Source organism: Streptomyces sp. NBC_00019, assembly GCF_045041015.1.
Taxonomy (GTDB): domain Bacteria; phylum Actinomycetota; class Actinomycetes; order Streptomycetales; family Streptomycetaceae; genus Streptomyces.
Window position 1 is genome coordinate 6,453,277 of sequence record NZ_CP108302.1, and the last position, 17,194, is coordinate 6,470,470.

Consider the following 17,194-nt stretch of genomic DNA (forward strand, 5'->3'; position numbering starts at 1 on the left):
GCTGAGCGAGCTCACCAGACCGACGACACCCACTCCCGGAAACCTGGTTCGTCCGAGCAGCTGCTCACCAGCTTGTGCGAGAGCGGCGCGTAGGTGCCCGCCAGGTTCCCCATGCTGTTCACATCGGTGCAGCCGGTCCGCCGCGTCGAACGGCCCCGGTCGTGGCCCGCCGGGGTGAACTCGGTGCCGCGGTAGTACGCCACGCCGCTGAACCCTCGGTCGCCCAGGATGTTGTTGTGGACGGACCGGACGGGAGCGGTCGCCGCCCAGGGGCAGGTGCGCGTGCCCGACTGCCAGTTCGCGTCGTCGCCCTGCCATATGCACATCAGGCCGTTGCCGTTGTACTCGCTGAAGAAGCAGATGGTGTCCAGGGGGCAGCGGTGGTAGCGGAAGACCGGTTCGCCGCTGGCGTCCACCGGCGCCGATGCCTGGGGCAGGGCCGCGTACACCGGGGTCCCGTCGTACGAGGTGGCAGACCGGTGCGCCCCTGCCGCCGCACCCACGAGCCCCGCCGTCGCCAGCAGCAAGGTCGCGAGGAGTGCTGCCCGAACGGGATGCCGGCGCCAGAGACGTGGCCGAGGCGAGCGGGGCGTGCCTGAAGCCTGCTCCACCCGGCGCAGCAACGCCTGCGTCCCGACCCGCTCACCGTGCGTGGGGGCCAGGCAGTCGTGGATGATCTCCCGCCAGGATTCGGGGAGTTCGGGCGACAGTCGCAGGTCCTCCGTGCCCCGCGCGTACCGTGTCGCCGCGTCGCAGCGAGCGTCGGTCGTGCCGCCCGGCAATGGGAAGGTACCGGTGAGGACGACGTGGGCGAGGACCCCGAAGGCCCAGACGTCGGTGGCGGGGCGGATCCGGGTGCCCCGCTCGTCCATCTCCGGCCACAGCAGCTCCGGCGGGGTGTAGTCGGGGGTCGTGAAGGCGGGGGAGTAGGCGTGGGTGCCCTGCATCTCCGCGGCCATGTTGAAGTCGGCCAGCCGGACCGAACCGTCCTTCATCAGCAGCACGTTGGCCGGCTTGAGGTCGCCGTGCACCCAGCCGGCGTGGTGCAGCTGGGCCAGCCCCGCGCAGATCTGGGCGAGCAGGGGCCCGGGGTCAGGGATCTCCACGTCCTCCAGGGACCCTTCGGCCCGCTCCAGTACGAGGACGGTGGCGCCGTCGAGATCCGGGTGCTCCGGGTCGTCCACGGTCAGGGTGTCGTACATCCGGATCAGCCGCGGCGACCGCAGTCGGCCCAGCAACTCCACTTCCCTTTCCGCCAGTTCGCGCAGGTGATTCAGCTGGCGTGGGGTGCGGGTGCCGGTCGCCAGGAACTTCAGGGCCACCCGGCGCGGCAGCTCCGGCTCGCCGTCCCCGACAAGGCCGTCTCCGCTGCCGCCCGTCCCGACGAGCCTGCCCGCGTACACGCTTGCGAACGCCCCGGATGCCAGGGGCTCGCGAACCTCCCAACGGCCCACCCGATACCCCTTCGGCACCAGGACGGCGTGCGTTTCCCCGCTCACCGTGCCGCCTCTGTCGCGGACCCGGCCAGCACCACCAGATCGTCCTCGCAGACCAGGTCGAAACGGAGCGCGAGCGAGACCAGCGACTCCTTCTTGCCGTTGACGCGCTGGCCGGGTTCCGCTGTGTCCGGGCCGGGCCGTAGTCGCAGCTTCAGGGCGAGGTAGTCGATGTTCCAGTAGACGGCCGAGCGGCTGGCCGAGGGCCACACCGGGCGCAGTCGTTCCACCAGTTGCTCGACCGCCGGCAGCGAGGCGTGCGGTTCGCCGCGCAGCCGGGGTTCGCACAGGGCGGCCAGGACCGCGAAGTACCGCTTGGTGCGGTCGAGGGTGAACGCCGGTGCGGTGAGGGCTCCGGAGAGCCCGTGCCGGGCGACACTGCGGAAGACGTGCCGTGGCGCCCAGACGTCGAAGGTGAGCAGGTCGCCCGCGGCGGGCAGGACGATCCGCGAGAACTCGAAGGGCACCGGCGCGTCCACGCGCCCCGGGCCGACCTTGATGTGCTCCCCGGCACCTTCCGGGTTCTCCACCACGTAGGTCTGGTGCTCGCTGCGGTTGCTCAGCAGCCAGAAGGTGCCCTGTGCGGAGATCTCCCCGGCGATCCGGGGCACCCCCTCGTGCGCGATGGTGAGGCCGTCGCCTCCCTCGGCCCTCCCGAAGGTGAGCCGCTCACCTGTGGCGATCCTGATCTGGTCGTCCGGCCGCGCGCATGCCGGAGGCACGACGATGACGCTGTACATGGATTCGTCCCCTCGCCCGATTCCATGAGGGCCACCCTCCCCCAGTCCAACGAAGGGGAGGGTAGGGGACGTTCCTCGAAGAGTCCGAAGCTTCTCCGTGATACGGCGTGTCAGGTGGAGAATTCGGGGAGAAATCAGCAGGGACGCAGCGAGTAGATAGGGTCCCACGTCGCCGTGCCGGCCTGGTACGCCGTCGACGACCAGCGCTCGCTGCCGTCCTTGTTGTAGAACCTGGCGACCGTGCCGGGCGTCTGGTTGTTGGTGAACGGGCCGTCGCCGGTCCAGTTGGAGACGGTCCACGTCTGGCACTTGTAGAAGTCGAACTTGGTGCCCTTGACGATCATGCACAGGTGGCCGTAGTCGCAGGCCAGGTCCTGGGCGCTGAAGGTACCCTGCGGGGCCTTGGTGACGTCGAGGCCGTCGTAGGCGACCTTGTCGGCGGAGACGGACAGTGCCTTCTGGTCCTTGCCGAGCACCTCGTCCGCGGTCTGCTGGAGGCTGGTCACCCGGGTGCCGTCGGGGTGGTAGCCGCCGGTCGGTCCGGCCGCGGCGGTGGCCGCGACCGTGGAGCCGGCGAGCAGGGCGGTGGCCGCGACGAGCAGTGCGGCGGGCTTCACGATGTTCATGATGGTTCCCCCATGAATGAACGTGGTCGGTGTTTCCGTGGACCACCGTTCCAGGGGGCGTCGCGGGCAGGTACCTCAGAACTCTCAGGGTCACTGCCCGCCGGGCGGCGTGTACTCCTTGAGCCAGTGAGCGACGCGGGCGGCGTAGGCACGCTGGTTCGGGGGAACGCCGCCCGCGGCGTTCACCTTCTTGTACGAGGTCCGGTAGGAGGCCGCGAGCAGCACCCGGCGGTCACCGGGCAGCGAGGTCTTCAGCCGCGGTTCGATGAAGCAGAGGTAGCGGCTCATCGCCGGGATCGACTGCGAGGGGGTCAGGGGTGGCGCGGGAGTCTCCTTCGCCGGAACGCCGTCCGCCCGGATCCACCAGCGCAGGACGCTCGGGGTCCAGCGGGCGATGCCGTACTCGTTGTTGGCGGGATCCGACAGCTCCGCGTCGAAGTCGCTCTCCGTCTTGAGCATCGCGGCGAGCAACGCCGGTGTGACCTCCGCCTGTTGACAGTCATGGGCGGAGTCGACGATGAGACGGCGGTAGGCGACGGGAACACCTTCGCCGGTACGCAGTTCGGCGGCGCCGTAGGAGGCGGCGGCGCCAGCGGTGTTCTTGGCGTCGGAACCGTCGTCCTGCGCCGCCCAGATGCCGAACCCCAGGGCGCTGACGGCAACGGCGGCCAGTGCGACGGCAGTTGTACGACGGGAGCGGCGCCGTCGCAGTCGGGGCGAGCGGTCCGTGCCCGCCGTGGCCTCCACCCTCCGTAGCAGCGCCTGGGTACCGATGCGTTCGGCGTGCGTCCGGGCCAGACACTCCCGCACGATCTCCCGCCAGGCGTCCGGCAGTTCGGGCGACAGGCGCAGCTCGTCGGTGCCCCGGGCGTACGCGGCGGCCGCGTCCCGGCGGGCCGACGGGGTGCCACCGGGCAGCGGGAAGGAACCGGTGAGCAGCAGATGGGCCAGGACGCCGAACGCCCACACGTCGGCGGAGGGGCGGATACGGCGGCCGCGTTCGCCGATCTCCGACCACAGCAGCTCCGGCGGTGTGTAGTCGGGCGTGGAGAAGGCGGGCGTGTACGCGTGGGTGCCCTCCATCTCCGCCGCCATGTTGAAGTCGGCCAGTCGCGCCGAACCGTCCGCCATCAGCAGCACATTGGCCGGTTTCAGGTCCCCGTGCACCCACCCGGCATGGTGCAACTGGGCCAGGCCCTCGCAGATCTGCGCGAGAAGGGGACCGGGCGCCGGGAGCCGTACGGCGTTCAGGGAGCCTTCGGCCCGCTCCAGTACGAGGACGGTGGCGCCGTCGAGCTCGGGGCGCTCCGGGTCGTCGACGACGAGCGTCTCGTACATCCGGATCAGCCGTGGCTGCTTCAGTCGACGGTACAACTCGACCTCGCGCTCGACGAGTTCGCGCAGATGGGCCAGTTGCCGGGGCGTTCCGGTGCCGGTCGGCAGGAACTTCAGGGCGGCCGTGCGCGGGTCGCCGTCGCCGGTGCGGCGGCCCTCGTACACGCTGCCGAAGGCGCCCGTGGCGAGGGGCTCGCGCACCTCCCAGTCGCCCACCCGGTAGCCCTTGGGCACCGGGACGGCGTAGGGCTCGGTCACCGGGCCACCCGGCCGGACGGCTCGGTCAGGACGACCAGATCGTCCTCCCGTACGAGATCGAAGCGGAGTGCCAGTGAGACCAGCGACTCCTTCTTGCCGTTGAGGCGCGGGCCGGTGTCGGCCTCGTCCGGGCCGGGCTTGAGGCGGAGCTTTACGGCGAGGTAGTCGATGTTCCACTGCACCGAAGTACGGGACGCGGCGGGCCAGTTGGGGCGCAGCCGGTCCACGACCTGGTCGACGGTGGGCAGCGGGGCGTGCGGTGCGCCGCGCAGCCGGGGTTCGCACAGGGCGGCGAGGACCGCGAAGTAGCGCTTGGAGGCGTCCAGCGAGAACGCGGCGGCCGTGGTGTCACCGTCCCGCTCGCTCTCGCCGTCCCGGTAGTCGTGGCGCGGCGCCCACACCTCGACGGGGAGCAGATCACCGGCCGCGGGCAGCACGATCCGCGAGAACTCGAAGGGGACGGGGGCGTCCAGGCGCCCCGGGCCGACCTTGATGTGCTCGCCGGCGCCCTCCGGGTTCTCGACGACGTACGTCTGTTCCCGGCTGAGGTTGCTGAGGATCCAGAAGGCGCCCTGCGCGGTGATCTCACCGGCTCTGCGGGACACCCCGTCATGGGCGATCCGCAGGTCGTTCTCCCGGGCGGACCGGCCGAAGGTGAGGCGCTCGCCGGGGGCGAGCCTGATCTGGGTGCGGTTTCGCTCGTCCTCCGTGGTCGGCGGAGGTACCACGATGATGCTGTACAAGGTGCGTCTCCCCGTGCCTGACGGCTACCCGGATCAGCCTAGGGCGACGCACCAGGGCCGTGTCTCCCCTCGTACGGGTGAGACACGGCCCTTGGACAGGATTGGCGCGAACTGGTCAGTCGTGAAGGGTCAGTAGCGCGGGCGCGCGAACCAGGCCGTGCCGCTCGGCACCACCGGAGCGGCGGTGATGATGGCGCCGAAGACGACCCACAGCAGGGGCAGGATGACCGCCGAGGCCATGCCCGTGTCGAGGCCGACGAAGAGCAGGACCAGGCCGATGATCGTGCCGAGCGCGCCGTAGATGACCGTGGTGATGCGGACACCCTGGCCGCCCCGGCCGAACTTGACGCCCAGGATGATGGACAGGGTCGCGAGACCGAGCATGAAGATCCCGATGCCCGCGATCAGGCCGGCCGCGGCGTTGCCGATGTCGCCGAGCTCGCTGAACGGGTCGTCGGAGGACGAGCTGAAGGAGTCCGCCTCGTCCGACACGTCGTTCACGAACGCACCGATGTACAGGTAGATCAGGCCGCCCAGGATCTGCACGGCCGAGATGATGTACAGGAAGACACGGGCCGTCACCAGCAGGCCCGGCATCGACTGCGGGATCATGTTGCCGCCCGGGTAGCCGGGGTACGCCGGCTGCTGCGGGTAACCGGGGTACGCCTGGTGCTGCGGCGGGATGCCGGGCGGCGGCGGGGCCTGCTGCGGGTAGCCGTAACCGGGAGCGGGCGGCGGCTGCTGGGGCGGGGGCCCGTAAGGGTTGTTCGGATCGCCGAAACTCATGGCGGTGTTTCCTCCGTTTACCGAATGTGCGGGGACGACGAGCGGCACGGTTCGGAGGAATGTTCAACAGATGCGGTTCGTCCCCCCGGTACAGCCCGCGGCACTGTGGCCACAATCGTTCTTCAGTGGCCGGTTCGTTGTCCAGCCGCAATCCGTATGTGTTGTGCAAGTGCAACCTCGTTGATCAAGGGAGGTGCTCTTGAGTGGATACGGCGGGACAGGCGCCCGGGACCCGGATTGGAACCGGGACCCGGTCATCCGCGAGGATGGGGTCATGACCGCCCAGATTCTCGATGGCAAGGCCACCGCAGCCGCGATCAAGTCCGATCTGACCGCCCGCGTGGCGGCGCTGAAGGAGAAGGGCATCACGCCCGGCCTCGGCACGATCCTCGTCGGGTCCGACCCCGGCAGCCAGAAGTACGTCGCCGGCAAGCACCGCGACTGCGCGCAGGTCGGCATCGCCTCCATCCAGCGGGAGTTGCCGGGGACGGCGACGCAGGAGGAGATCGAGGCGGCGGTGCGGGAGTTGAACGAGGACCCCGCCTGCACGGGCTACATCGTCCAGCTGCCCCTGCCCAAGGGCATCGACGAGAACCGCATCCTGGAGCTGATGGACCCGGACAAGGACGCCGACGGCCTCCACCCGATGAACCTCGGCCGGCTGGTTCTCAACGAGCCGGCCCCGCTGCCCTGCACCCCCAACGGCGTCCTCACCCTGCTCCGTCAGTACGGCGTGGAGATCAAGGGCGCCGAGGTCGTGGTCGTCGGTCGCGGTGTCACCATCGGCCGCCCGATGCCGCTGCTGCTGACCCGCCGCAGCGAGAACGCGACCGTGACCCAGTGCCACACCGGCACCCGCGACCTGTCCTCGCACCTCAAGCGCGCGGACATCATCGTCGCCGCCGCCGGCTCCGCCCATCTGATCCGCCCCGAGGACGTGAAGCCGGGCGCCGCCGTTCTCGACGTCGGCGTCTCGCGCAGCGCCGAGGGCAAGATCGTGGGCGATGTCCACCCCGGCGTCGCCGAGGTCGCCGGCTGGATCTCCCCGAACCCCGGCGGTGTCGGCCCGATGACCCGGGCCCAGCTGCTCGTCAACGTGGTCGAGGCGGCGGAGCGCAGTGCAGGCTGACACGACTCCCCCAGAGGGACAGGACGCGGGGGAAGGTGCGGAGATCGAGGTGCGGGACGCGATCAGCGCCCCCGACGCCGAGGGCAGGCCGCGTCGCACCACCCGCCGTTTCCCGCTGTTCACCAGGGACACCGCACGCCCCGAGGGCGGCGGCCGGGCCGCCCCGAGCGACGCCCCCGCGCCCGCACGGCAGTGGCCGATCCTCCTGGTGCTCGGTGCGGTCGCGGTCGGCCTGCTGATGACCGCGCTCGACGTCTTCCGCTACGGCACGATGCTGATCGGCGCCGCGCTGGTGGCCGGAGCCGCGCTGCGCTGGCTGGTGCGGGACGTCGGCATGCTCGCGGTGCGCTCCCGCTTCACGGACATCGTCACCTACGGTCTGCTGGGCGCGGTGATCGTCCTGCTGTCGATGATGGCCCAGCCGAACCCCTGGCTGGAGATTCCGTTCCTGAAGGACACCCTGCACTTCACGGTCGACAGCTAGGTGGACCCCGCGTACGACGACGGCGGCCCGTCCTCTCCCCCGAGTAAGGACGGGCCGCTGTCTGCGTCCACCTTCTTGTACGGCGAACGCCCCGTTCAACGGCTGTCAGTGCGCTGTGGCACGGAAGTGACCGTTCCGCTACGGTGTCCGGTCCCTGCCACAAGGGGAACCGATCGCCTCCCTGACGTCGTCCGACACCGTGGAGGTGAGCTGGATGGGTGCCTGGCAGGCGCTGCCGGATGATCTGCCGCCGGAGGTGCGGCACTTCGTGGAGCAGCTGCGGCGGCTCAAGGACCGTACGGGCCTCAGCCTGGCCTCGCTGGGGGCGAAAACCGCGTACAGCAAGTCCTCCTGGCACCGCTATCTCAACGCCACGCAGCCACCGCCGCGGCAGGCGGTGACCGCCCTGTGCCGGATCGTCGGTCTCGCCGACGCGGACGTCGAGCGCGTCAAGGTCCGCTGGGAGCTCGCCGTCCAGGCCTGGCCCCGCACGGCGACCGTCCCGGCCCGGCCGCAAGGGGCGGAGCGGGCGGAGGAGTACGAGGACGACCCCACGCTGCCGTGGTGGGACGCGCCCCCGGAGGAGAAGGCGGAGAAACGGGACGGCGGCCGTCTGCTGCTGTACGCGGGGCTGCTGTTGCTCCTGCTGCTCGTCGTCGCGGTCGGCGGCATCGTGGCTTTTGGGTGAGTTTCATACCGAAGTGGCAAGTGTGACGAAGTGTGTGCGTTCTTTGTGTCGATGTATTGACAAGTTCGCGGATGTGCGACGAAGTCGTTCAACGTCCGAGTTAGCGTGGCCAATCGGGACGGTCCGGGACGTCCCGCCGCTGGAAGACTGGACCGCGGCGTGGTGGGCGTGCAACGGTGCATGCCCACAGCCCCGATGCACCCGTGCGCCCCCACCCCGGGAACTGAGATCCTTAGCGGGCGCATCCCTGTGGGTAGCCAGACGGGGACTCGGCAGAGGGCACCACGCGCGGGGGAAACGCAGCAACAGCCAGCACGAACCGGGGGGAAGAGGGGGGAAGCAATGCCTCGTTGGAGGGCCTTGCCCGATGAACTGGATCCGCAGGTCAGGGAGTTCGCCAGCCAGTTGCGGCGGCTCGTGGACCGCAGCGGACTGAGCGTCGCGGCGCTGGCCGACCGCACGGGCTACAGCAAGACGTCCTGGGAGCGTTATCTCAACGGCCGGCTGCTCGCGCCCAAGGGCGCGATCGTGGCGCTGGCCGAGGTCACCGGTACCAATCCCATTCATCTGACCACGATGTGGGAGCTCGCCGAGCGCGCCTGGAGCCGCTCCGAGATGCGCCACGACATGACCATGGAGGCCATCCGTATCTCCCAGGCGCGTGCCGCGCTCGGCGAGTTCGGGGCGCCCCCGGCGAACGCCAAGGGCAGCAAGACCGCCCGCAAGAGCACCAGCGCCACGGCGACCCCGGGGGTGGCCGGGCCCGCGGGCGTGGCCCCGACGGTGCCGCCGCAGCCGACGTCGCCCGAGGTCAGGGACTCGACGCCGGATGTCCGGGAAGGCCCGAACTCCTGGGGGATGGCCGGATACAACGGACCCTCGCCGTCGGGCGGACGCGCCCCGGAGAGCCCGGCCCGCCCGGTGTCGACGCCGTCCCCGTCCCCGGGGCCGTCGTACGGCGAACCTCCGCAGGGTCCCCGCCGCGCAGCGCCCGCCCCTGGCGGAGGCAAGCGGCGGCTGACGATGTTCCTCGCGGGCGTCGTCGGGGTGCTCGTGGTGATAGGCGCCGCGTACTTCCTCACGAACGGCGGCGACAAGAAGAAGAACGAGGGCTCCGGCGCCTCGCCCTCCCCGAGCGTCACCGCCTCCGTCGACCTCCCGCCCGGCGTCGAGTGCAGCGGTGACTCCTGCACCGGCAAGGACGCGGAGAGCATGGGGTGCAGCGGGGACCTGGTGACCACCGCCCAGACCGCCACCGTCGGCACGACGGTCGTGGAGGTCCGCTACAGCAAGACCTGCGGTGCCGCGTGGGGCCGTATCACGCAGGCCGCGCAGGGCGACAAGGTCGCGGTGACCGTCGGCAAGACCGCGCAGACCGGCTCGATCAGCACGGCCGGGGACACCATCGCGTACACGCCGATGGTCGCGGTGAAGGACGCCGGCGACGCCACCGCCTGCGTGACGCTGGCGGCGGGGGAGAAGGGGTGCACCCAGTAGCCGCCGAGTAGTCGGCGAGGCTGAGAACAATTTCGGGGCCGCAGGCATGGCCGGACGAATCGTGGGCACGCGAACGGTACCCCCACGGGAGTCCGGCCACGTCGGTACCCCCATACGGCGGCCGCCTTCGTCCCCCCTCTCCCGGACGGGCGGCCGCCTCTTTTTGTCTCGGGGGCCGTTCTGTGGGGTGGGCCACAGGGGCCCGGCGGTCCGAGATCCCGGATGCGCGATAGCCTGACCGGTGGATCTCTTGATACCAAGAGATCGATCATTTGTACGTCCCACCCGGGCCCGGGGCAGTGCAGCCCCACCGCCAGCTGTCATACGGAGAACGCCATGACCCGCACTCCCGTGAACGTCACCGTCACCGGCGCGGCCGGCCAGATCGGTTACGCCCTGCTCTTCCGCATCGCCTCCGGCCAGCTGCTCGGCGCGGACGTGCCGGTCAAGCTGCGGCTCCTGGAGATCACCCCGGCGCTCAAGGCCGCCGAGGGCACCGCCATGGAGCTGGACGACTGCGCGTTCCCGCTGCTCCAGGGCATCGACATCACGGACGACCCGAACGTCGCCTTCGACGGTGCGAACGTAGCCCTCCTCGTAGGCGCCCGCCCGCGCACCAAGGGCATGGAGCGCGGTGACCTGCTCTCTGCCAACGGCGGCATCTTCAAGCCGCAGGGTAAGGCCATCAACGACAACGCCGCGGACGACATCAAGGTCCTCGTCGTCGGCAACCCGGCCAACACCAACGCCCTGATCGCCCAGGCGTCCGCCCCGGACGTGCCGGCCGAGCGCTTCACCGCGATGACCCGCCTCGACCACAACCGCGCGCTGACCCAGCTCGCGAAGAAGACGGGCACCACGGTCGCCGACATCAAGCGCCTGACCATCTGGGGCAACCACTCCGCCACCCAGTACCCCGACATCTTCCACGCGGAGATCGCAGGCAAGAACGCCGCCGAGGTCGTCAACGACGAGGCCTGGCTGGCCGACACCTTCATCCCGACCGTCGCCAAGCGCGGCGCCGCGATCATCGAGGCCCGTGGCGCGTCCTCCGCCGCGTCGGCCGCCAACGCCGCCATCGACCACGTCCACACCTGGGTCAACGGCACCGCGGACGGCGACTGGACCTCCATGGGCATCCCGTCGGACGGCTCCTACGGCGTCCCGGAGGGCCTGATCTCCTCCTTCCCGGTCACCACCAAGGACGGCAAGTACGAGATCGTCCAGGGCCTGGACATCAACGAGTTCTCCCGCGCCCGGATCGACGCCTCCGTCGCCGAGCTCGCGGAGGAGCGCGAGGCGGTCCGCGCCCTCGGCCTCATCTGAGCCGAACGTTCCGCAGAGGTCACGCGGCTTCTGTCACGAGCCTGCACGGGCCCTGTTCCGGTTTCTTCCGGAGCGGGGCCCGCGCCCGTTTTCACCGCTACCGTCAAGAACGTTACCCGCCAAGGTGATTCGGGGGGTTCGCGATGAGCGGATGGAACGGCTACAGCTCAGGCTCCGACGAGCACGAGCCGAGCGAGGACAGCGGCCAGGCTGCCTGGGGCGCGCAGGGGCAGGGCTCCCCGCCGCCATGGGCGTCGGCGGAGACGCAGACGTCACACGCACCGCCGCCCTGGGCCTCGGCGGAGACACGGTCGGCGATGACCCCGCCGCCGTGGGCCGCGCCCCCGCCGCAGACCGGCGGAACGCCGTATCCGCCGCCGCCCCCGACGTATGTACCGCCGCCCCCGACGTATGTGCCTCCCCCTCCGCCCGGCCCCCGCCGGCTGCTGGTGATCCTCACCGCGATGGCCGTGCTCGGTGCGGGCATCGGCGCGGGTGTCTGGTTCCTGACCCGTGACGGCTCGACGAGCCCCGGAGCCACCCCGGGAACGAGCGTCGCCGTCACGACCTCGCTCCCTTCGACCACACCCGAGGAGATCACCACGCCTCGGTCCACGCCTCCGGTCTCGCCCCTGGAGTCCCCGCCGCCGACGCCCGCTCCCGGCTACCGCAACGTCGAGGACCCCGTCGGCTACACGCTCTTCGTCCCGCAGGACTGGATCCGCAGACAGAAGGAGGGCGAGAAGGCCCCGGTGGTCTACTACGACGCCCCCGCCGACGGCCGTCAGCTCCAGATCTTCCGGCTCTCGGAGGACAGCCCCGCCGACTCCCTGCGCCTGGCCGAGAACGACCCCGGCTACGGCTTCGCCCGCCAGCCCGGCTACCAGGCCCTCGAACGCGACGAGGGCGAGAGCTGGTCCGAGCTGACCTACCGCTACGACGACGAGGACAAGGGCGCGCGCCAGGTCGTCGACCACCGCTTCGAGGCGGCCGACGGAGAGCTCTACGCGATCCGGGCGAGCGGCCCCGAGACCACGTCCGTGGCACAGATCCGCGAACCGCTGACGGCGGCCCTGGGCTCGTTCTGCCCGACGACGGGCGCGTGCCTGTGAGCGGGTCAGGGGATGGCGGGCAGGCGTTTCTCGAACCAGTGGCTGGCGTAGACGTGGTCGACGTACGCCGGGATCTCCGTGTATCCGCACGCCCGGTACATCGCCTGCGCCTCGGTGAGAGTGGCGTGCGTGTCGAGGCGTACGGTGGTCAACTCCCGTACCGAAGCCGCCTGTTCGAGTGCCGCGAGGATGCGTCGGGCGAGTCCGAGTCGCCGGGCCTCCGGGTGCACCCACACATGGCGGACCTCGCCGACGCCGGGCTCCAGGCGGCGCAGGGCCCCGCAGCCGACCGGCCGGCCCTCCTCGTAGGCGACGAAGAACGCCCCGGTGTCCCCGGAGACCTCCTCCGGTCGTACGAGGTCGGACTTGTCGAAGCCCTCCGGGAAGCGTGCGTCGATGTCGGCGGCGTAGGCGTCGAGGCAGGCGCGGGCGTCCGGGGTGTCGCCGTCGACGAGGTCGACCGTGATGGCGGCGAGGCGCAGCAGGCGGCGGGTGGTGGCCAGGGCGTCGGTCAGGTCGGTGCGCTGGCCGGCGGTGAGGCCGGACAGCAGGCCCGCCGCGAGGGCGTCGGCCCGGCGGTTCTGCTCCTTGACCTCGGTGCGGCCGGCCGGGGTCGGCTCGATCCTGCGCAGCCGGTTGTCCTCGGGGTGCACGCTGATCCGGACCATGCCCTGGGCCTCCAGGGTCTTCGCCATCCGGCTCAGATACCCGGCGTCCAGCCCGAGACGGCTCCTGAGCTCGCGCAGGGACGCGCCCTCGCCGATCTCGAACAGCAGCCGTGCCGCGCCGAGCGGGCGGTCCTGGCCGAGGTAGTGGTCGTCGAGGGCTCCGATGCGGCGCGTGAAGTAGCGGTTGAACCGGCGGAGGGCCGCCACGTCGTGCGTCGACACAGGCTCGGTGGGTCCTGGGTTCATGGTCTTTGACTTTAGTCAAAGGTTTCCGTCAGGTCCATGGGTTCTCAGGTGTTCTGCAGCTCCTCCTGCAGCTTGCCCACGTCGACCGACTCGTCCGCCGAGGGTGTCGTGGTCGGCACCGGCTTGTCGTAGTCCGTGAAGGTCAGCGTCGTATTGGTGCCGTCGCCCCGCTGGACCGCCCTGACCAGCTGGTGCGGGGAGTCCGAAGTGACGTAGAGGACCGCCTTCTTGCCGTCCTCCGTGCCCGTCAGCGGGATCACCTTCGTGCCGTCGACGGTGGTCTCCTCGCCCTTCTTCAACGGCGTCTCCTCGGAACCGTCGTCGCCCTCGACGTCCTCCTGGAAGGAGGACAGATCGCAGGTGTCGGCCAAGCCCTTGAGCATGGCGTCGTTCGTGGAGCCGTGGATGTAGCGGTTCTCGAAGAGCTCGGCCACCGCCTCGCCCTGGCTGCCCGGCACCTGGGCCTTCCAGAAGGTCCGGTCCGGTTTCATCCACACCTCGTCGCCCTGTTTGACGATCTCGACGCTGCCGCCGCCCGAGCCCATCCGCATCGACCCCACGCAGTTGCCGTCCTGGTCGAGGCTGAGATCCATCGACGTCGGCTGCGTCCTGCTGGTCGTCGCGCTCGAACCGCGGTCCGTCAGTCTCAAATGGACGGACTCGGCGTCGAGGAGATTGTCCTTCGCCTGGTCGGCCAGTTGCCGGGCGGTCAGATCGTCGCCGTCGTCCGCGGCGATCAGGACCGGTGAGAGCAGCAGCGCCGCCGTCGCGCAGATCAACGCTTTCCCTGCCATGCGTCACCTCCGTGAACCACTACTCAGCGTACGGTTCACCCCTATTTGTCCGCATGTTCAGTGACGCGGCGCACTTTCAGGCATCGATTGCGCATGCAATGCCAGGGCGAGGGCAGGCGGTGACGGTCCCCGTGAGTGACACCCGTGTGACTCAGGGGAACTGAACAGGAACGGAAGGCAACAGCGATCATGGCCGGACAGCACGCGCGACAGGCGCGGCAGACGATCCACGCGGGCGGCGAGTGGCGCGAAGCCGCCTCCGGGGCGACCCGCGACATCCTCGACCCCGCGGACGCGCAGCCGTTCACCGTCGTCGCCGAGGGTGACGAGAAGGACACCGACGTGGCCGTCGCCGCCGCACGGCAGGCCTTCGACCACGGCGACTGGCCGCGCACCCCCGTCTCCGAGCGCGCCGCGCTGCTGTACCGCGTCGCCGATCTGCTGGTTCGCGATCGCGAGCGGCTCGGTCTGCTGGAGAGCCGGGACGCGGGCAAGACCCTCGAAGAGGGCCGCGTCGACATCGACTGTGTCGCCGACGCCTTCCGCTACTTCGCCGGCCTCGTCGCCGCCGAGTCCTCCGGCCGGGTCGTCGACGCGGGCTCGCCCGACATCCACAGTGTCGTGGTGCACGAGCCGATCGGCGTCTGCGCGCTGATCACGCCCTGGAACTACCCCCTGCTCCAGGCCAGTTGGAAGATCGCCCCCGCGCTCGCGGCCGGCAACACCTTCGTCGTCAAGCCGAGCGAGATCACCCCGCTGACGACGATCGCGCTGATCGAACTGCTCGTCGAGGCGGGTCTCCCGGCCGGCGCCGCCAACATCGTCACCGGACCCGGCCACTCGGTCGGCGCCCGGCTCGCCGAGCACCCCGACGTCGACCTCGTCTCCTTCACCGGAGGCCTGGCCAGCGGCACCAAGGTGGCACAGGCCGCGGCGCCGTCGGTCAAGAAGGTCGCCCTCGAACTCGGCGGCAAGAACCCCAACGTGGTCTTCGCCGACGCCTGCGCCACGGAGGAGGGCTTCGACACCGCCGTCGACCAGGCCCTCAACGCCGCGTTCATCCACAGCGGGCAGGTCTGCTCGGCGGGCGGTCGGCTCATCATCGAGGAGTCCGTCCGGGAGCGCTTCGTCGCCGAACTCGCCCTGCGGGCCGGGCGGATCCGGCTCGGGCGCGGCACGGACGACGGTGTCGAGTGCGGGCCGCTCGTCTCCGAGCAGCAGCGCGCCAAGGTCGACGGGTACGTGGCCTCGGCGCTGGCGGAGGGCGCGGTGCTGCGGACCGGCGGAAAGCGGCCGGAGGGCCTGGGCGACGGCTACTTCTACGAGCCGACCGTCCTGGACGCCTGCCACCGCGAGATGAAGGTCGTACGCGAAGAGGTCTTCGGTCCGGTCCTCACCGTCGAGACCTTCCGCACGGAGGACGAGGCGGTCGCGCTCGCCAACGACACCGAGTACGGCCTCGCCGGCGCCGTCTGGACCGTCGACGCCGGACGCGCCCGCAGGGTCGCGGGCCGTCTGCGCCACGGCACCGTCTGGATCAACGACTTCCACCCCTACCTCCCCCAGGCGGAGTGGGGCGGCTTCGGCAAGAGCGGCACGGGCCGCGAGCTGGGACCGGCCGGGCTCGCCGAGTACCGCGAGACCAAGCACATCTACCAGAACCTCGCGCCGAGGCCCGTCCGCTGGTTCGCCGGCTGAAGCAACCGCTCACCGCACGTCCTTGGAGTAACCCCCCATGCACCAACACGAATACGACTACGTGATCGTCGGCGGTGGTACCGCCGGCTCCGTCATAGCCTCCCGCCTCACCGAGAACCCCGACGTCACCGTCGCCGTCATCGAGGGCGGCCCCAGTGACGTGGGCCGCGACGACGTCCTCACCCTGCGCCGCTGGATGGGCCTGCTCGGCGGCGACCTGGACTACGACTACCCGACGGTGGAACAGCCCCGCGGAAACTCCCACATCCGGCACAGCCGGGCCCGCGTCCTCGGCGGCTGCTCCTCCCACAACACGTTGATCGCCTTCAAGCCGCTGCCGTCCGACTTCGACGAGTGGGAGGCGAACGGCGCCAAGGGCTGGGGCGCGGTACCCATGGAGGCGTACTACGCGCGCCTCCTCAACAACATCGTCCCGGTCGACGAGAAGGACCGGAACGCCATCGCCCGCGACTTCGTCGACGCGGCCCAGGCGGCCACGGGTGTCCCGCGCGTCGAGGGCTTCAACCGCAAGCCCTTCGACGACGGCGTCGGCTTCTTCGACCTCGCCTATCACCCCGAGAACAACAAGCGGTCCTCGGCGTCCGTGGCCTATCTGCACCCGGTGATGGACGAGCGCCCCAACCTGACGATCCTGCTGGAGACCTGGGCGTACAAGCTGGACCTGGACGGCACGCGCGCACAGGGCGTGCACGTGCGGGCCGCGGACGGCGAGGAGTCCGTCGTACGGGCCCGTCGCGAGGTCGTGCTGTGCGCGGGCGCCGTCGACTCGCCGCGCCTGCTGCTGCACTCCGGCATCGGCCCCCGCGAGGACCTCGAGGCGCTCGGCATCCCCGTCGTCCAGGACCTGCCCGGCGTCGGCGAGAACCTCCTCGACCACCCCGAGTCGGTGATCGTCTGGGAGACCCACGGGCCCATCCCGGAGAACTCCGCGATGGACTCCGACGCGGGCCTGTTCGTCCGCCGCGACCCCGACCACGCGGGCCCGGACCTGATGTTCCACTTCTACCAGGTCCCCTTCACGGACAACCCGGAGCGACTGGGCTACGAACGGCCCTCGTACGGCGTCTCGATGACCCCGAACATCCCCAAGCCCAAGAGCCGCGGACGCCTGTACCTGACCAGCGCCGACCCGTCCGAGAAGCCCGCCCTCGACTTCCGCTACTTCACCGACGAGGACGACTACGACGGCCGCACGCTGGTCGACGGCATCCGCATCGCCCGTGAGATAGCCCGGACCGAGCCGCTGGCGAGCTGGCTCAAGCGCGAGGTGTGCCCGGGCCCGTCCGTCACCGGTGACGAGGAGCTCAGCGAGTACGCCCGCAAGGTCGCCCACACCGTGTACCACCCGGCGGGAACGTGCCGAATGGGCGCCGCCGACGACGAACTGGCCGTGGTGGACCCGGAGTTGAGGATCCGCGGCCTGGACGGCATCCGTATCGCGGATGCCTCGGTCTTCCCGACGATGACCGCCGTGAACCCGATGATCGGAGTGCTGATGGTCGGTGAGAGGGCCGTGGACCTGATCGGAAGTGGTGCGTGATGAGTAC

16 protein-coding genes are annotated in these 17,194 nt (G+C 70.5%); 8 read left to right on the forward strand and 8 right to left on the reverse strand.

Translation table 11 applies throughout. The annotated features are described in order from the left end of the window. Window positions 1–11 precede the first annotated feature (11 nt). The 6 genes from OHU89_RS30565 to OHU89_RS30590 all read right to left on the reverse strand — a co-directional run bounded on the left by OHU89_RS30565 (window position 12) and on the right by OHU89_RS30590 (window position 5,984). On the reverse strand, window positions 12–1,499 hold the full coding sequence (locus OHU89_RS30565) for a protein kinase domain-containing protein (protein WP_405647583.1): 1,488 nt from the start codon (window positions 1,497–1,499) through the stop codon (window positions 12–14). Beyond that, window positions 1,496–2,236 carry an FHA domain-containing protein gene (locus tag OHU89_RS30570; RefSeq protein WP_405647585.1) on the reverse strand — a complete coding sequence of 247 codons (741 nt, stop codon included), beginning with the start codon at window positions 2,234–2,236 and terminating at the stop codon, window positions 1,496–1,498. Before OHU89_RS30570 ends, OHU89_RS30565 begins: the two co-directional genes overlap by 4 nt. A 134-nt stretch (window positions 2,237–2,370) precedes the next feature. Then, a complete protein-coding gene (locus OHU89_RS30575) occupies window positions 2,371–2,862 on the reverse strand; it encodes a hypothetical protein (RefSeq protein WP_405647587.1) in 492 nt (163 codons plus the stop codon). Window positions 2,863–2,952: 90 nt separating this feature from the next. Next, the gene (locus tag OHU89_RS30580) at window positions 2,953–4,455 is read right to left on the reverse strand and encodes a protein kinase domain-containing protein (protein WP_405647589.1); all 1,503 of its coding nucleotides are present in this window, start codon (window positions 4,453–4,455) and stop codon (window positions 2,953–2,955) included. Then, entirely contained in the window at window positions 4,452–5,198 is a 747-nt protein-coding gene (locus OHU89_RS30585) for an FHA domain-containing protein (RefSeq protein ID WP_361550922.1), read from the reverse strand. The genes OHU89_RS30580 and OHU89_RS30585 overlap by 4 nt, the downstream gene beginning before the upstream one ends. 129 nt (window positions 5,199–5,327) lie before the next feature. Then, entirely contained in the window at window positions 5,328–5,984 is a 657-nt protein-coding gene (locus OHU89_RS30590) for a hypothetical protein (RefSeq protein WP_266888855.1), read from the reverse strand. Window positions 5,985–6,258: 274 nt separating this feature from the next. Between OHU89_RS30590 and OHU89_RS30595 the strand changes: the two genes are divergently transcribed. The 6 genes from OHU89_RS30595 (at window position 6,259) to OHU89_RS30620 (ending at window position 12,220) form a co-directional block, all read left to right on the forward strand. After that, window positions 6,259–7,113 carry a bifunctional methylenetetrahydrofolate dehydrogenase/methenyltetrahydrofolate cyclohydrolase gene (locus tag OHU89_RS30595; protein WP_405647591.1) on the forward strand — a complete coding sequence of 285 codons (855 nt, stop codon included), beginning with the start codon at window positions 6,259–6,261 and terminating at the stop codon, window positions 7,111–7,113. Next, window positions 7,103–7,597 carry a DUF3017 domain-containing protein gene (locus tag OHU89_RS30600; RefSeq protein ID WP_405647593.1) on the forward strand — a complete coding sequence of 165 codons (495 nt, stop codon included), beginning with the start codon at window positions 7,103–7,105 and terminating at the stop codon, window positions 7,595–7,597. Before OHU89_RS30595 ends, OHU89_RS30600 begins: the two co-directional genes overlap by 11 nt. Window positions 7,598–7,811: 214 nt before the next feature. After that, entirely contained in the window at window positions 7,812–8,285 is a 474-nt protein-coding gene (locus OHU89_RS30605; protein WP_405647595.1) for a helix-turn-helix domain-containing protein, read from the forward strand. 342 nt (window positions 8,286–8,627) lie between these two features. Then, on the forward strand, window positions 8,628–9,782 hold the full coding sequence (locus OHU89_RS30610) for a DUF2690 domain-containing protein (RefSeq protein WP_405647598.1): 1,155 nt from the start codon (window positions 8,628–8,630) through the stop codon (window positions 9,780–9,782). A gap of 336 nt (window positions 9,783–10,118) precedes the next feature. After that, the gene (locus OHU89_RS30615; RefSeq protein WP_266888851.1) at window positions 10,119–11,108 is read left to right on the forward strand and encodes a malate dehydrogenase; all 990 of its coding nucleotides are present in this window, start codon (window positions 10,119–10,121) and stop codon (window positions 11,106–11,108) included. Window positions 11,109–11,251: 143 nt separating this feature from the next. After that, on the forward strand, window positions 11,252–12,220 hold the full coding sequence (locus OHU89_RS30620) for a hypothetical protein (RefSeq protein WP_405647600.1): 969 nt from the start codon (window positions 11,252–11,254) through the stop codon (window positions 12,218–12,220). A 5-nt stretch (window positions 12,221–12,225) separates the two neighbouring features. Here the strand turns inward: OHU89_RS30620 and OHU89_RS30625 are convergent, their stop codons facing one another. After that, window positions 12,226–13,134, reverse strand: a complete 909-nt coding sequence (locus tag OHU89_RS30625) for a GNAT family N-acetyltransferase (protein WP_405647602.1) — start codon at window positions 13,132–13,134, stop codon at window positions 12,226–12,228. Window positions 13,135–13,178: 44 nt separating this feature from the next. Then, the gene (locus tag OHU89_RS30630; RefSeq protein WP_405647604.1) at window positions 13,179–13,928 is read right to left on the reverse strand and encodes a hypothetical protein; all 750 of its coding nucleotides are present in this window, start codon (window positions 13,926–13,928) and stop codon (window positions 13,179–13,181) included. 189 nt (window positions 13,929–14,117) lie between these two features. Between OHU89_RS30630 and OHU89_RS30635 the strand changes: the two genes are divergently transcribed. Together OHU89_RS30635 and OHU89_RS30640 are read left to right on the forward strand one after the other, a co-directional pair. Continuing rightward, complete coding sequence (locus OHU89_RS30635; RefSeq protein WP_405647606.1) at window positions 14,118–15,626, forward strand: aldehyde dehydrogenase family protein; 1,509 nt, start codon at window positions 14,118–14,120, stop codon at window positions 15,624–15,626. A 37-nt stretch (window positions 15,627–15,663) separates the two neighbouring features. After that, the gene (locus OHU89_RS30640; RefSeq protein ID WP_267015051.1) at window positions 15,664–17,187 is read left to right on the forward strand and encodes a GMC family oxidoreductase; all 1,524 of its coding nucleotides are present in this window, start codon (window positions 15,664–15,666) and stop codon (window positions 17,185–17,187) included. Window positions 17,188–17,194: the final 7 nt, after the last annotated feature.

Coding starts and splice junctions, on each gene's coding strand:
- OHU89_RS30640 (WP_267015051.1), top strand. CDS start 15,664: ATGCACCAACACGAATACGACTACGTGATCGTCGGCGGTGGTACCGCC.
- OHU89_RS30635 (WP_405647606.1), top strand. CDS start 14,118: ATGGCCGGACAGCACGCGCGACAGGCGCGGCAGACGATCCACGCGGGC.
- OHU89_RS30570 (WP_405647585.1), bottom strand. CDS start 2,236: ATGTACAGCGTCATCGTCGTGCCTCCGGCATGCGCGCGGCCGGACGAC.
- OHU89_RS30630 (WP_405647604.1), bottom strand. CDS start 13,928: ATGGCAGGGAAAGCGTTGATCTGCGCGACGGCGGCGCTGCTGCTCTCA.
- OHU89_RS30575 (WP_405647587.1), bottom strand. CDS start 2,862: ATGAACATCGTGAAGCCCGCCGCACTGCTCGTCGCGGCCACCGCCCTG.
- OHU89_RS30615 (WP_266888851.1), top strand. CDS start 10,119: ATGACCCGCACTCCCGTGAACGTCACCGTCACCGGCGCGGCCGGCCAG.
- OHU89_RS30590 (WP_266888855.1), bottom strand. CDS start 5,984: ATGAGTTTCGGCGATCCGAACAACCCTTACGGGCCCCCGCCCCAGCAG.
- OHU89_RS30610 (WP_405647598.1), top strand. CDS start 8,628: ATGCCTCGTTGGAGGGCCTTGCCCGATGAACTGGATCCGCAGGTCAGG.
- OHU89_RS30605 (WP_405647595.1), top strand. CDS start 7,812: ATGGGTGCCTGGCAGGCGCTGCCGGATGATCTGCCGCCGGAGGTGCGG.
- OHU89_RS30595 (WP_405647591.1), top strand. CDS start 6,259: ATGACCGCCCAGATTCTCGATGGCAAGGCCACCGCAGCCGCGATCAAG.
- OHU89_RS30625 (WP_405647602.1), bottom strand. CDS start 13,134: ATGAACCCAGGACCCACCGAGCCTGTGTCGACGCACGACGTGGCGGCC.
- OHU89_RS30620 (WP_405647600.1), top strand. CDS start 11,252: ATGAGCGGATGGAACGGCTACAGCTCAGGCTCCGACGAGCACGAGCCG.